Annotated in this window: 14 protein-coding genes; all 14 read right to left on the reverse strand. The window is 64.3% G+C overall.

Going from position 1 to position 13,466, the window contains the following annotated elements:
* Positions 1–80: 80 nt before the first annotated feature.
* Positions 81–1,361, reverse strand: coding sequence for a UDP-N-acetylglucosamine 1-carboxyvinyltransferase (gene murA / locus ACOAP0_RS06225; protein WP_498375134.1), 1,281 nt, complete (start codon positions 1,359–1,361; stop codon positions 81–83).
* Positions 1,362–1,485: 124 nt separating this feature from the next.
* Entirely contained in the window at positions 1,486–2,202 is a 717-nt protein-coding gene (locus ACOAP0_RS06230) for an alpha/beta fold hydrolase (RefSeq protein WP_498375133.1), read from the reverse strand.
* Between the two features lie 101 nt (positions 2,203–2,303).
* A complete protein-coding gene (locus ACOAP0_RS06235) occupies positions 2,304–3,707 on the reverse strand; it encodes a sensor histidine kinase (protein WP_498391345.1) in 1,404 nt (467 codons plus the stop codon).
* A complete protein-coding gene (locus ACOAP0_RS06240; protein ID WP_498375131.1) occupies positions 3,704–4,420 on the reverse strand; it encodes a response regulator transcription factor in 717 nt (238 codons plus the stop codon). Before ACOAP0_RS06240 ends, ACOAP0_RS06235 begins: the two co-directional genes overlap by 4 nt.
* Positions 4,421–4,425: 5 nt before the next feature.
* Positions 4,426–4,734 carry a hypothetical protein gene (locus ACOAP0_RS06245; protein WP_087497266.1) on the reverse strand — a complete coding sequence of 103 codons (309 nt, stop codon included), beginning with the start codon at positions 4,732–4,734 and terminating at the stop codon, positions 4,426–4,428.
* A gap of 5 nt (positions 4,735–4,739) precedes the next feature.
* Positions 4,740–5,225 carry a Spy/CpxP family protein refolding chaperone gene (locus ACOAP0_RS06250; RefSeq protein WP_498391347.1) on the reverse strand — a complete coding sequence of 162 codons (486 nt, stop codon included), beginning with the start codon at positions 5,223–5,225 and terminating at the stop codon, positions 4,740–4,742.
* Positions 5,226–5,346: 121 nt separating this feature from the next.
* Entirely contained in the window at positions 5,347–6,180 is an 834-nt protein-coding gene (locus ACOAP0_RS06255; protein WP_498376087.1) for an alpha/beta fold hydrolase, read from the reverse strand.
* A gap of 60 nt (positions 6,181–6,240) precedes the next feature.
* A complete protein-coding gene (locus ACOAP0_RS06260) occupies positions 6,241–7,005 on the reverse strand; it encodes a coniferyl-alcohol dehydrogenase (RefSeq protein ID WP_498375129.1) in 765 nt (254 codons plus the stop codon).
* Complete coding sequence (locus ACOAP0_RS06265) at positions 7,002–8,003, reverse strand: branched-chain amino acid ABC transporter permease (protein WP_498375128.1); 1,002 nt, start codon at positions 8,001–8,003, stop codon at positions 7,002–7,004. The genes ACOAP0_RS06260 and ACOAP0_RS06265 overlap by 4 nt, the downstream gene beginning before the upstream one ends.
* The gene (locus ACOAP0_RS06270) at positions 8,000–8,935 is read right to left on the reverse strand and encodes a branched-chain amino acid ABC transporter permease (RefSeq protein WP_498375127.1); all 936 of its coding nucleotides are present in this window, start codon (positions 8,933–8,935) and stop codon (positions 8,000–8,002) included. The genes ACOAP0_RS06265 and ACOAP0_RS06270 overlap by 4 nt, the downstream gene beginning before the upstream one ends.
* Positions 8,932–9,663 (reverse strand): ABC transporter ATP-binding protein, encoded by a 732-nt coding sequence (locus tag ACOAP0_RS06275; RefSeq protein ID WP_498375126.1) that lies wholly within the window; start codon positions 9,661–9,663, stop codon positions 8,932–8,934. The genes ACOAP0_RS06270 and ACOAP0_RS06275 overlap by 4 nt, the downstream gene beginning before the upstream one ends.
* A 14-nt stretch (positions 9,664–9,677) precedes the next feature.
* Entirely contained in the window at positions 9,678–10,409 is a 732-nt protein-coding gene (locus ACOAP0_RS06280) for an ABC transporter ATP-binding protein (protein ID WP_498375125.1), read from the reverse strand.
* A 28-nt stretch (positions 10,410–10,437) separates the two neighbouring features.
* Complete coding sequence (locus tag ACOAP0_RS06285) at positions 10,438–11,742, reverse strand: ABC transporter substrate-binding protein (RefSeq protein ID WP_498375124.1); 1,305 nt, start codon at positions 11,740–11,742, stop codon at positions 10,438–10,440.
* Positions 11,743–11,830: 88 nt separating this feature from the next.
* Entirely contained in the window at positions 11,831–13,306 is a 1,476-nt protein-coding gene (locus tag ACOAP0_RS06290; protein ID WP_498376086.1) for a benzaldehyde dehydrogenase, read from the reverse strand.
* Positions 13,307–13,466: the final 160 nt, after the last annotated feature.

Genomic DNA, 13,466 nt, shown 5'->3' on the forward strand with positions numbered 1-13,466 from the left:
CTCAAATCAGCCACCAGCGCCCATGGGATATGCGCGAGCAGCTCTTTTATTGATAGCAAGCACGCTTTCGCGTGCTGCCTTTAGTTGGGCTTGTGGGTGATGCGGGCGCCCAGGGCGAGCAGCTTTTCGTCCAGCTTTTCGTAGCCGCGCTGGATCATGTTGGCGTTCTGCACCGTGGACTTGCCGCTGGCGCACAAGGCGGCGCCCAACAGGGCCATGCCGGCGCGGATGTCGGGGCTTGGCAAGGTGGTGCCGCGCAGGCGGCTCTTGCCGCTGATGACGACGCGATGCGGGTCGCACACCACGGCGGCGGCGCCCATGCCGATGAGCTTGTCCACAAAGTACAGGCGGGACTCGAACATCTTCTCGAAGAACAGCACATTGCCTTCCACCTGCGTGGCCAGGGTGATCATGCAGCTCATCTGGTCGGTGGCGAACTGGGGCCATGGGCCGTCGCCGATGACAGGCATGGCACCGTCAAAGTCGCGGGTGACCTGCATGCGCTGGTTGCCGGACAAGAAGATGTGTTTGTCGTGCAAATCAATCTTCACGCCCAGGGTCTCGAACACGCGGTGGCACATGCCGTAGGCGTGCTTGTCGGTGCCCTCGACCGTGATTTCGCCACCGGTGGCAGCGGCCAGCGCCAGGTAGGACGCGGCCTCGATGTGGTCGTGGCACACGGTGTAGGTGGTGCCGTGCAACGAGTCCACGCCTTCCACGCTGAGCTGGTTGGTGCCGATGCCGCTGATCTTGGCGCCCATGGCGTTGAGCAGGTGGGCCAGGTCTTGCACGTGCGGCTCGCAGGCGGCGTTGCGGATCAGGGTGTGACCGCGGCTCACCGCAGCAGCCATGAGGATGTGCTCGGTGCCGGTGACGGATGGCTCGTCAAAAAACAGCTCGGCGCCCGTCAGCGGGCCGGGCATGGTGAAGTCGTACACGCCATTGATACTGACCTTGGCGCCCAGCTTCATGAGGCCGTAGAAGTGCGTGTCCAAACGGCGGCGGCCGATGACGTCGCCCCCCGGCGGAAACAGGCGCGCAGAGCCGGTGCGGTGCAACAGGCCGGCCACACACAGGATGGAGGTGCGCACTTTGTTGCACAGGGCCTGGCCGATTTCGCTGATGCGCACGCTGGCCACATGGATGCTGACGCGCTCGCCGCTGCGTTCGACCTTGCCGCCGATTTCGACGATCACGTCCAGCATATGGCGCACGTCGATGATGTCGGGCACGTTGTCGAGGATGACTTCCTGGTCCGTCAGGATGCAGGCCGCAATCATGGGCAGGATGGCGTTTTTGTTGCCGGAAGCGCGAATGGTGCCTCGCAGGGGCACGCCGCCTTCAATTTCAAATGTCGACATGGTGAGATTCAGTGTTGGGAGGCCGGGGTTTTCCGGCCGAGGGGGAGATTGTTACCGCTCCGGGCCCGCTTCATGTAACTTTGTGCTGTAACGGTTACAGGAACCGCGACGAAGTTGGCACTTTTCAGGCGGCCAGCCAGCGGACGAAGGCGGTGTTGACGGCGTCCGGCTGCTCCAGGGTGGCCATGTGGCCGCAGTCCTCCAGCACCGCCAGCTCGGCGCGCACTGCGTGCATGGCGTCCACCATGGCCTGGTGCTGCTCGGGCGGGCTCCAGGCGTCTTGCCGGCCGGTGAGCACCAGGGCCGGGCAGGTGATGCCGGACAGCACCGGAGCGGCGTCGGGCCGGGTGAGTAGCGCGTTGATTTGCGCCGCAAACTGGGCGGGGCTGCTGCGCTCCAGCATGGCCAGCACCTGCTCGAACACCGGGCCGCCCACCACGGCGGGGTGCACCATGGGGCGCGCCCACATGGCGCCCATGGCCCGCATGCCGGCGCGCTGCGCGTGCGACAGCAAGGCCATGCGGCCGGCTTTTTCTTTGGCGCCCGCCTCGCCCTCGGCCAAGGGGTGCACGCCGGTGTCCAGCAAGGCCAGGCGCTCTACCCGCTCGGGGGCCAGACGCATCACCTCCAGAGCCACGCGCCCGCCCATGCTGTGGCCGGCCAGGGCAAAAGTGGCGGGGGCCGCCTCCAGCACCTGCTGCGCCATGGCGGTGAGCGAATCGGTCAGACCCCAGTCCATCACCATGCAGTGGTGGGTGGCCGACAAGGCCTGCACCTGCGGCGCCCAGACAGCGGCGTCGCACATCAGGCCGGGGAGCAATACGAGGTTTTTGGTAGTCAAATCAGGCTCCAGCGCCCGCAGAATATGCGCAAGCAGCTATCAAAATCATAGTGAATTCATGAAAGCGCCAGGGCAAAAACTTGCCTGCCCGGCGCTGCAGCTCACACTGTAGCGGCTGGCAAGGCGATTTCAATCGCCAAGCCCGGATGGGCATTGCGTACAGCAAAGCTGCCGCCATGCGCCTGCGCCACCAGGCGGCACAGGTACAAGCCCAGCCCCACGCCACCGCCTTCGCGGGTACGGGCGGCATCAGGCCGGAAGAAGGGCTGACCCAGGTTGGGGAGCTGGTTTTCCTCCACACCAGTGCCGAAGTCGCGCACGGCGATCGACAACTGCCCGTCCGTCCAATTCACGGTGATTTGCGGAGAGGCAGACGCCCCCGCACTGTGGCGCAAGGCGTTGTCCAGCAGGTTGCGCACCAGCAGGCGGATGCGGGTCGGGTCCAGCTGCAGACAGGGCAAGGCGGGGGGCACATGCATGTCGATGGCAGGGCCGGCATCAGCTTCCGCGGAGTGGGCGGTTTGCAGCTCGCAGACCACGTCTTCCACCAATGCGCGCACGTCTACCGCCTCGCGGTGGAGCGCGGCATGCGGGCTGGCCAGGCGCTCGCTTTCCAGCAAGTCGGTAACCAGGTCGCGCATAAGGGCCAGATCGCGCAGAAGTGCATCGCGGCCGGGCTGCACGTCGGCCGTTTCAGGCAGCAGCTCGGTATTCAGCCGGGCGCGGGTGAGCGGGCTGCGCAGCTCGTGGCTGATGGCCAGCAACAAGGTGCGCTTGGCCTCCAGCATCTGGTGGATGTCCGCGCCCATGGTGTTGATGGTGGCGGCCAGCTCACCCGGCTCGTCCGGGTGGTGGGAGCGGCGCACGGGGATGGCCTGTGCAAAGTCGCCCGCGCCAAAACGCAGGGCGCCTGCGCGGATATCGTCCAAAGGACGCAGCATGCGGCGTACCCGCACATAAGCCAGCGTGGTGAGCACCAAAAGGCTGAACAGCGTGACCCAGCCGATGAAGCGGGGGCGGTCATGCCAGGCCTGCACACTCACCCCGAACTGAATGCGGTGGCCATCTGCCGTGGTGCGCACATAGAAGCGGGGACTCTCGGGGTCAGCAGGTTTGTCGTCCATCCAGTCGTGCTGGTTGTCGAGTTGCTCCGGGTTGCTGCGCCAATTGATCTGCGGGCCGCTGATGCGCACGCTCAAGGGCAGGCGCTGGGTGATGGCGCGAGCGCGCTCAATGTCGGGCGGGTCGCCAATCTCAACGGCCAGTTTGTCGATGTAGTCGGCCACCAGCGGCTTGGCCGCATCGCGCCAGCCGATGCTGAGCGCCGCCTGCATGCCGAACATGAAAGTGGTTGCCATGGCCAGGGCCAGCAGCACAAACATGGCAATCAGCCGCACGCGCAGTGAGTGCACCAAGGCGTGCTTGGCCTGGCGCTGGGCCTTGATGCAGGCCTTGAACGCCGGCCAGCCTCGGCAGACGCGCCACCAATCAGCCCACATGCTCATGTGGCACTTCCTGCTGCTGAAGCCGCCAATGGGGCCAAAGCCAGCGTGTAGCCGGCGTTGCGCAAGGTTTTGATGCAGTCCAGCGGCTCCAGCTTTTTGCGCAGGCGGCTGACCACAATGTCCACCGCGCGGGTATAGAGCTCGGCCTCATGACCGCGCAGCTGGTTCAGGATGTCGTCACGGCTGAACACCTTGCCCGGCGCTCGAGCCAGCAGGAGCAACAAATCAAACTCAGTTCCGGTAAGGTCCACCGCCTCGCCATTACGCAGCACTGTGCGGGTAGCCACGTCGATGCGCAGGCCCTGAAAGCACAGGTGGTTGGGGTCGGCCGCTGCAGCCTTGGGCGCGGCGGGGGCACGGCGGCGAAGCACGGTTTGCACGCGGGCTACCAGCTCGCGTGGCTCAAACGGTTTGGGCACATAGTCGTCCGCACCCAGTTCCAGGCCCACCACCCGGTCCATCACCTCGCCACGCGCGGTGAGCATGACAATAGGCAGGTCGCTGTCTTTGCGGATGGCGCGGCACAAGGCAAAGCCATCCATCTCGGGCAGCATCACATCCAGAATGGCCGCATCAATGCCGCCCTGCGCCAGCCGCGCCAGACCATCGCTGGGGCGCAGGCAATGCTCCAGCGCCATGTCGAAGCGCGCAAAGTAGGCGGCCAGGGGGCCGCCGAGCTGGGTGTCGTCATCGATGAGCAGAATGCGGTGCATAGGCGTCAGTGGGTTGCGGGCCTATTGTCACACCCGGACAGCAAGCTGCGGTGGCGCTGGATCAGGCTGCGCAGGCGGTCGCGCTCGGCATCGGCCATCCGGTCAAACAGGTCAGCCGCCTTTTGCACATCGTGCAGCACCTGGGGCACGTAACCGGGGCGGCGCTCCAGCAGGCGCAGGGCGTGCTCCCGGTCAAAGCGCGGGCCCCACACCAGGGCCATGACTTCGGCGTGAGGTTCTTCATAGCCCTCCAGCACCACGGCCCCGTAGGCGCGCAAGGGTGCTGCAATGGCGCTCAGGGTTGCGGGCGCCATGACGATCAACCCCGGCTGAACCAGTGACCGCGACCGTCCATGTAGTCGCGCACCTTCTGCTGCTGGGCGGGGTTCAGGCTGTTGTAGAAGTTGGCCATGGCCGCAATGACTTCGGGGCTCCTGGTCTGGATGGCGGCGGTTTTGTCGTTAATCAGGGTCTGGGCGCGGGTGGCGTCAAATTTGTCGCCGGCCACAAGTGCCTTCATTTCAGCGCGCGGGTCCTTGGTCTGGCCTATCAGGGCCGCACGCTGCTCGAACATCTTGTCACCCACGACGGCGAGCAGCTTCTTCTGGTCAGCGTTCAGGTCGAGTTTGCCGCCCACTTTGTCGACCATCTTGTCGCGCTGGGTGGCGTATTGCTCGGCGCTCATGTTGGCACCGAAATCATGCGGGCGGTGGCCGCAGGCTGCGAGGCCACCGACCAGCACCAAGGCGGTCACGGCACCGATGAGCGTACGTTTGGCATGGCTACGAAGGAAGAAGTTGGTCATCACGGTCTTTCTGAACCCAGTCGGGTAGTTGGAATATGACCGTGATGGTGCCGAAGTGCCCCTGACACAGGGTGTCAGGGCGGTTGCGGTTTGTTTCGGTTTATGTCAAAGCAGCTTTTGGTTACGGCACGGTGCGCTGCACCAGCGCCGCCAATTGGGCATTGAAAGCATCTGGCATTTCCAGCTGCGGCGTATGTCCGCAGTTTTCCCAGATCTGAAGTTCCGAGCCTGGCACCAGGGCGTGCGCCTGCTCGGAATGCTTGAACGGCACCACCGTATCTTGCTTGCCATGCAGGACGAGTGTGGGAATCTTCACCTGGCGGAGCAATTGGTGCGTCTCTTTCCAAGCGACCTCACTCTGGCCGCGCAATCCGGAGATCATGCGCAACGTAGCCAGAAAATACGCGGCGGCACCAGGCCTGTAGATGTTGCGCTCGATGGCCGCCCGCACAGAGGGCGTGATGGCGTGCGCACGGTGCACTAGGGCTTTGACCTGCATCTCGACACCTTTGGTACTGGGCTTGTTCATCAGTTCACCCAGCAAGGGCAAGGTCATGACCTTGAATGCGCCAAAAACCTCGGGGCCGAGGGTGGCCGAGTTCGCCAGCAACAGGCTACGCACACGTGAAGCTTGCTGCCCCAGCATGCGCAGTGAAACGGCCCCGCCCAGCGAGTTGCCCACCAGATGGGCGGACTCAATTCCCAAGTGGTCCAGCAACAGCCACGCACTGCGAGCCAAGGCTTGCAGGTCCATGGCAGCAGTCGGGATATCCGACTCGCCATGGCCTGGCATGTCCCAAGCGACCAGCCTCATCATTTTTCCCAATGCCTCGATCTGGGGCTGCCAGAACTCCAGTGATTCGCCGATGCCGTGCGTCAAGAGCACGGCGGGGCCGGAGCCACCAGTGTCAATACAACGAACTTTTCCAGTCGATAGCAATACGGATTGAGGCACCAAGTTCGTGCTCCTGTAGAGGTTGGTTGAGGGGATGCTGAGGCTGGGCTTTGCGTGTTATCAGATATAGGTGGAGGCCAGTCCGCCATCCACCGGCAGGTTGATCCCGCTGACCCAGCGGGACGCATCGCTGCACATGAATGCGATGACAGAAGCCACTTCGTCGCTGAAGGCGGGGCGCTTCATGCGGTGGGCATCTTTTTCTACCCGCTCGTTGCCCAGCATTTGCACGAAGTCACCCAGAATGGGCGTGAACACCGGGCCGGGCGCAACACAGTTCATACGGACGTTGCGCTCCAGGAACAGCTTTTGAGACTGGGTGTACGTCCAGACAATCAGTGCCTCTTTGAAGTACTGGTAGCAAGTCTCTTGCGCAACGGCGTTCTTGGCCAGCCACGCCTGCCCTTCCGCGAAGGAGTTCGTCTGGCCCAGCGTGCGGTGCAGCTCCAGGCGGGCCGGCCACTCGGCGCCCAGGATGGAAGAGATATTCACCACGCTGCCACCTTCCATGCGGTCCAGCAGGCCGAGCGTCAGATGCCGCAGGCCAAGGTAATTCACCTTGGCCACCAGATCCACGGGCGAAGTACCGGGTACACCGGCGATGTTGCACAGAGCATCAATGCGCGCCGGCAACTGGGCAATGGCAGCATCAATGGCGGCGGGAGTGGACAGATCTGCCTTGACGAAGCCGTCCAGCGTCAGCGTCGGGTCGTTTCGGTCCACGCCGATCACGCGTGCGCCCTGAAGGCGCAACAGCTTGGCGGTGTCGCTGCCGATGCCGGAGCTAACTCCGGTGATAACGATGGTTTTTCCTTGAAAGCTCATGGTGCGGATTTCCTTTGAAAAGTGATGGGGGAAACAGTTGAAGAAGGGGTGACAGGCCCCGCAGACTGCGCGGTGCCTGCGGTGCGGCGCGCCTGCCAGTCATCCCACAGCCCGGCGAGACCGCGTGGCAGCCACAGCGCAAAGACCATGGCAACGACACCCAGTCCCGCGAGGTACCAGGCGCCCAGGTGACCGATGCTTTCCTGCAGGACGAATAACAACAGTGCCCCCAGCAGCGGACCCCACTGGCTGCGCAGCCCGCCCACCAGGGCCATGAACAGCATCAGCACCGACCACTGGACGCCGAAGTTAGTGCGGGGCAGAAAAGTGATCGCGGTTGCCAGCCAGGCGACGCCGGCCAGGGCAGCACCCAGTGAAGCCAGCACATACACCCAGCGCCGTGTGCTCATCACCCGCACGCCCAGGGATGCGGCGGCCTCATCGTCTTCCCCGATGGCACGGGTGGCAGTACCGACCGCACTGCGCATCATCCAGATGGTGACACCCAGCATGAAGGCCAGCGAGCCCAGCGCCATCCAGAAACCGATGTTGCGACGCAGCTCAGGCTCGACCGCATTGAGGGCCAGCAAAGACGTGCCGGTTTCGCCCTGCACCATCGGATTGAGCATCACCAGAATACGGATGACCTCGGCAATCACCCAGGTCGCGATGGCGAACTCCCCCTCCTTGAGCCGCAGCACAAAGAATGACATCACCAAGGCAGCCACGGCCGCGCCGAATGCACCCGCGAAAAGCGCCGGGTAGGCACTCCAGCCGCCGTCGACCAGGCGCAGCGCAAAGTAGGCACCCACGCCAAAGAAAGCCTGTTGCCCGACTGATACCAAGCGCGCCTGCCCCGCCAGCAAGCCCCAGGTAGAGGCCAGCAGCATGAATACAAACAGGGTAGTGAGCTTGTCGATTGCATTCGCCCCCAGCAGCAGGGGCAAAGCAGCCAGGGCCACAGCGGTACCCGCCATCCAGGAAATAGGGTGTTTCATGGCTGCGCCTCCAGCGTCTTGTGCGCAGATATGGACGACGCTTTACCCCCGGGTACCGGCCAGATGGAGAGGCCCAGTCCGTCCCGGTATTGCTTCCAGAGACGTCCGCCCAGCACCACCAGGAACAAGAGGTGTCCCCCGAGCTGGAACCCTTGAGGCGACACCAATGCGCCAAAGCTTTGCGCCAGGCCCAGCAGGATGCCACCCAGCAAGGTACCCCACAGCGAGCCGATGCCCCCGATGACCACCGCCTCAAAGGCCATGATCAACAGCAATGGGCCGCCGTAGGGTTCTATCGTGGCGCGTGTGGCCAGCATGGCGCCGGCCAAAGCCGCCAAGCCCACCGAAATGGCCGCAGCGGCGCGGTGTACCCGCCCGGCGTCCACACCGCAGAGTGCGGCGGCCTCCGGGTCAGACGAGGCTGCACGGATGGAGCGGCCCAGCCGGGTCCAGCTCAGCAGGGCTTGCAAGGCAGCCAGCACAGCCACTCCCAGCACCAACGTCAGTACGGAGAGTTGGCCCACGTTGATGTCGCCCGGCAAAGTCCAGCTCGCCCAAGAAAGCTCGCCCAGCGCATCCGCCAGCGAACGGGCCTCGGAGCCGAATACACCGTACAGCGCGTTCTGGATCAATGCGCCCAAGCCCATGGTGACCAGCAGGGGCAGCAGAACTCCTGACCGCAACGTGCGTGCCAGCACCCAATGCTGCAAGAGCATGCCCACCACCCCCATGGCCGGGACCGTGGCCAGCACGGCCAGCCAGGGCGACCAGCCCAGGCCCACCAACCACAACACCACGAAAGCGCCCAGCATGGCGAGGTCGCCGTGTGCCAGGTTGATGATGCGCATGACGCCGAACATCAGCGACAGCCCGGCCGCCAGCACGGCGTAATAGCCCCCCAGCAGGGTGCCTTGAATCAATGCATCCATCATGCGGTGTACTCCACACCGAAGTAGGCTTCGGTAACAAGATTGCGGTCCAGCCCGGCCGCAGCAGCGGCCAGCACAATGCGGCCCTCGCGCAGACAGAGCACCCGGTCGGCGAACGCCATGGCGCGCCCCAAGTCTTGCTCCACCAGCAGCAAGGTGGTGCCGGCCTCACGGCGCAGCTCTTCCAGGTGCAGGTACACCTCGTCCACCGCACGCGGCGACAGGCCCAAGGACACCTCATCAATCAGCAGCACGGTGGGGTTGGTCATCAGCGCACGGGCGATGGCCGCCGCTTGCCGCTGACCGCCCGAGAGTGCCCCTGCGGGCCGGTGCATGAGTGGCTTGAGCGCAGGCAAGGCCTGCACCACGCGTTCGATCGACCAGCCGGCATCACCATCCCGCTGGCGGCCCCGGTGCTCTTGTGCGAGCAACAGGTTTTCGCGCACCGTCATGTCGGCGAACAGTCGTCGCCCCTCTGGCACCAAGGCCAGACCTTGCTGCACCCGGCGATGCGCAGGCTGGGCGCTCAATTTGGTCCCGCCCAGCCAGATACTGCCGGCTTGCGTGGGGTGTACGCCCGCCAGGGTGCGCAACAAGGTGGTTTTGCCCGCTCCGTTGGAGCCCACAAGCGCCACGGTTTCCCCGGCTTTGAGTTCCAGCGAAACATCCCGCACCGCCACCAGTTGCCCGTGGCTGGCGCGCAGCTCGCGGGCTTCAAGAATAGGATTCATCGAACCATGCTGAGTCATGCAGGCACCCCACCCAGATAGGCCTCGACCACCAGCGGATCATTCATCACCGTGTGCGGATCGCCCTGCGCCAGCACGGTGCCAGAGTCCATGCAGACCAGCCGGTCCACGACCTTGAGCAGCGCGTGGAGCACATGCTCGATCCATATCACCGTCAAACCTTCATCCCGCAAAGAGGCCACCAGACCCGAGAGGTGAATCAGCTCGGCCTCCGTCAGGCCACCGCCGATTTCGTCCAGCAACAGCACCCGGGGCCCGGTCGCCAGCGCGCGTGCGAGTTCGAGCCGCTTGCGGTCCATCAGACCCAAACTGGCTGCGGGACGCTGTGCCATGGCGGTGAGTCCGCAGCGCTCCAGACTGTCCAACACCGCGCGCTCTGCCTGCGGCCCGCGCAGCCCGGCGCCATGCTGGGCGGCGACCAGCGCGTTGTCGAACACACTCAGATTGAGAAAGGGCCGGGGCACTTGGTGGGTGCGGGCAATGCCCGCGCGGCAGCGACGGGCTGCGTCCCAGGTGTCGATGGACTTGCCATCGAACCGGACGCTGCCGCTGCTGGCAGGCACCGTACCCGCCAGCACGCTGAATAGCGTGGTTTTGCCGGCACCGTTAGGACCCACAACCCCGAGCGCCTCGCCTTGGCGCAGACTCACATCCACACCATGCAAGACCTGTAGACGGCCAAAGTGCTTGCACACGCCCCCGGCCTCCAGGATGAATTGTTCAGACATCGATGGTCGTCTCTGTGCGTGCGCGGGCTCAGCCCAAGCGGTAAGGCTTCATCGCAGCGGTCAGCGGAACTTTCGGGTTATCCGCGTTGGAGACGATTTCCAGGCCGAACTTGTTCGCACCGACCTTGCCGCGCACCCACTGCACCCCGACCAGGCCGGTCGTGGCACAGTTCGCGACCGGTCCGGTGGTGAAGTCCACCTGGCCCACAGCGGTCTCGGTTTTCAAACGGGACATCGCCTGCGCCAGCGAGGCACGGTCTTTGGGGTCTGCTGCGCTGCGCACGGTCGCTATGGCCGCATCAAACAGGGATGCGGTTGCACCGATCTGCTGGTTCCACGTTTTGCCTCTGGCTTTTTCGTATCCGTCGGCCAACTGCATGCTGGTCATGCCGGTAGCGGGTGAGGAAAACGGGAAGCTGCGGTGCCAGTACGCGCCGGCATGCAGGCCGTCGCCCAACTGGCCCATGGCCTCCAGCTCGGCCGGGAACAGGCCGGCCTTGGCCAGTTGCACGATCTTGACCTGCTTGGCCAGGCCCCGCTGGGCCGCCTGGCGCCAGAACACCGCGAAGTCGGGTGGGAAGGGGAAGGTGTTGAAGATCTCGATGCCTTCTTTGCGGAACAGCGCGATCTGCGCAGAAAAGTCGGTCAGTCCGTTTTGGTAGGGCCCGGCATCCACCACCGTGAAACCGGCCTTCTGCAAGGAGGGAATCAACATGGCGCGGATGGCGTTTCCGTCGGCATCGGCGGGTAGCAGCATGCCCACCTTCTTATTGGTGGGGACCTTGCTCCACTGGTCGGCATACAGCTTGGCAAAGTTGCCCACGCCGAAACAGAAGTGGTACGTCCATTTGAAGGGCGAGGGCTCGCCGGGCTTGGCGCCGCGCCCGAAATAGAACGCCTCCCATGGGCTGGTCGTGGAAAGCGCCGGGACCCCGGCGGCTTCGCACGCATCGGCCACCGGATTCACGGTTTCGGGGGTGGAGGTGGAGAGCACGAAATCCACCTTGTCGGAGTTGATCAACTCCTTGGCCATGGCCGCTGCGCGCACCGGGTTGCTCTGGGTGTCTTTGGCGATGAACTCGATGTTGTAGCGTTTGCCGCCCGACTCGACGCCACCCGCCCATTGTTTGCGCACCTGGTCGAGCACGAACCCATCACCCTCGCCGAACAGCGCCAAGGGACCGGAACGCGGACTGACAACGCCAATGCGCAGGGTCTGGGTTTGCGCGCGTGCGATCACCGGAAAGGCGCCGATTCCGGCCACGGCCAGCCCGGCAGATAGCGCGCGGCGGCGGGAAACTCCGGTACCGGAGGATGTGTTTTGTTGTGTCATGTCTGTCTCCTGACCGGAGTCTTTGCTCCGGTTCTTGTCTGGAAAGGAAGTCCCCGCCGCAGGCGGGGAAAGGGGTTGAATCAGTGGGTCAGAAGGGGAACTGCGGCACCGAGGCTTTGACAGTGATCCACTTCCAACGTGTGTATTCATCGATATCGGCAGGGCCACCGACCGCGCTGCCGTTGCCGCCCAAGCCTGGGCCGCCGAAGGGGTTGGTGCAGTCGTCGTTCACGGTCTGGTCGTTGATGTGGACCATGCCGGCGTTGATGCGCTCACCAATGGCCATGGCACGACCGACATCACGGCTGATGACCGCGGCCGACAGCCCGCCCTGGCTGGTATTGGCCAATGCGATGGCTTCTTCATCGGAGTTAAAAGTGACGAGGTTGACCAGCGGCCCGAAGGGCTCGTCATCAAAACTGCGCATACCCGGCTTCACCCCGGACAGCACCGTGGGTTTGTAGCAAAGGCCGTCAAAGGTGCCGCCGGCTTCCAGCTTGGCGCCCTGGCGGACGGTTTCTTGCACCACGGCGTCAAAACGTGCCAACTGTTTGGCATCAATCATCGGCCCGAGTGCGACCTGGCCGCTGGCTCCATCGCCCACCGGCAGGTGGTTGGCCTTGCCAACGAGCCGTGCCTTCAGGCCTTCGGCGATGGCGCTGTGCACCAGCACACGGTTGCTGGCCATGCAGATCTGGCCCTGGTGGAACCAGGCACCGAACGCGGCGGCACTGGCCGCGGCATCAAGGTCTGCATCTTCCAGAATGATGAGGTTGTTCGCACCACCCAATTCCAGGGACACCTTTTTGAGATGCTTGCCGGCCAACTCGCCGATGCGGCGCCCCACTGCGGGCGAACCTGTGAAGGCGATCATGGGCACGCGGGGGTCAGTGACCAAGGCTTCTCCGACCTCGGCATTGCCGGGCAGCACCTGCAAGACGCCAGGCGGAAGCCCGGCTTCCTCAAACACCTTCGCGAGAATAAAGCCGCCGCTGGCCGGTGTGCGCACGTCCGGTTTCAGGACTACCGCATTGCCCAGCGCCAGCGCTGGAGCCACAGAGCGCAGGCTCAAAATCAGGGGAAAGTTGAACGGGGAAATCACGCCCACCACGCCGTGTGGAACCCGGCGCGCTATGGACAGGCGCCCCGGCGTGCTCGGCAACACCTGGCCTTGCGACTGCATCGGCATAGCCGCAGCGAGGCGGCACAACACCACCGCCTCGCGGACCTCGTGCTGGCCCTTGGCAATGATGCCGCCGGTCTCACGGGCAATCAGCAAGGCCAGTTCATCGAAGTGGAGTTCAAAAAGGGCGGCGGCCTTCAGCAGGATGGCAGCGCGGTCACGAGGGGGCACGTCTGCCCATGCTGCATGGGTCGCATGCGCCCGTGCGATGCTCGCAGTCATGTTGGCGGCACTGGCCACGCCGACACTCCACAGTGGCTTACCGGTTGCGGGCTCCAGCACGTCCTGGCTGTCGGCCAGTCGTGTGTGCCATCCGCCGTCAAAGGCTGTGCCGTTCCAGCATGCCGTATCGACCCAATTGATGTGTTGTGCTACGCCCATGTCTATCTCCTTGTGGTTGAGGTTGGGTGGCCGGACGGACCGTGCCATGTGCACTGCTTCGCAATGGGCATACCAAGGCCCCGCCGCAACACGCCCGAGAAGGGCACGGGAAGGGGGACTCTCCGAGTGAAAACTCCGGACAAACCCTGAGCGGCTTTCA

Source organism: Curvibacter sp. Hmag1.1 (genome assembly GCF_059769165.1).

Coding starts and splice junctions, on each gene's coding strand:
- murA (WP_498375134.1), bottom strand. CDS start 1,361: ATGTCGACATTTGAAATTGAAGGCGGCGTGCCCCTGCGAGGCACCATT.
- ACOAP0_RS06235 (WP_498391345.1), bottom strand. CDS start 3,707: ATGAGCATGTGGGCTGATTGGTGGCGCGTCTGCCGAGGCTGGCCGGCG.
- ACOAP0_RS06240 (WP_498375131.1), bottom strand. CDS start 4,420: ATGCACCGCATTCTGCTCATCGATGACGACACCCAGCTCGGCGGCCCC.
- ACOAP0_RS06245 (WP_087497266.1), bottom strand. CDS start 4,734: ATGGCGCCCGCAACCCTGAGCGCCATTGCAGCACCCTTGCGCGCCTAC.
- ACOAP0_RS06250 (WP_498391347.1), bottom strand. CDS start 5,225: ATGACCAACTTCTTCCTTCGTAGCCATGCCAAACGTACGCTCATCGGT.
- ACOAP0_RS06260 (WP_498375129.1), bottom strand. CDS start 7,005: ATGAGCTTTCAAGGAAAAACCATCGTTATCACCGGAGTTAGCTCCGGC.
- ACOAP0_RS06265 (WP_498375128.1), bottom strand. CDS start 8,003: ATGAAACACCCTATTTCCTGGATGGCGGGTACCGCTGTGGCCCTGGCT.
- ACOAP0_RS06270 (WP_498375127.1), bottom strand. CDS start 8,935: ATGATGGATGCATTGATTCAAGGCACCCTGCTGGGGGGCTATTACGCC.
- ACOAP0_RS06275 (WP_498375126.1), bottom strand. CDS start 9,663: ATGAATCCTATTCTTGAAGCCCGCGAGCTGCGCGCCAGCCACGGGCAA.
- ACOAP0_RS06280 (WP_498375125.1), bottom strand. CDS start 10,409: ATGTCTGAACAATTCATCCTGGAGGCCGGGGGCGTGTGCAAGCACTTT.
- ACOAP0_RS06285 (WP_498375124.1), bottom strand. CDS start 11,742: ATGACACAACAAAACACATCCTCCGGTACCGGAGTTTCCCGCCGCCGC.
- ACOAP0_RS06290 (WP_498376086.1), bottom strand. CDS start 13,306: ATGGGCGTAGCACAACACATCAATTGGGTCGATACGGCATGCTGGAAC.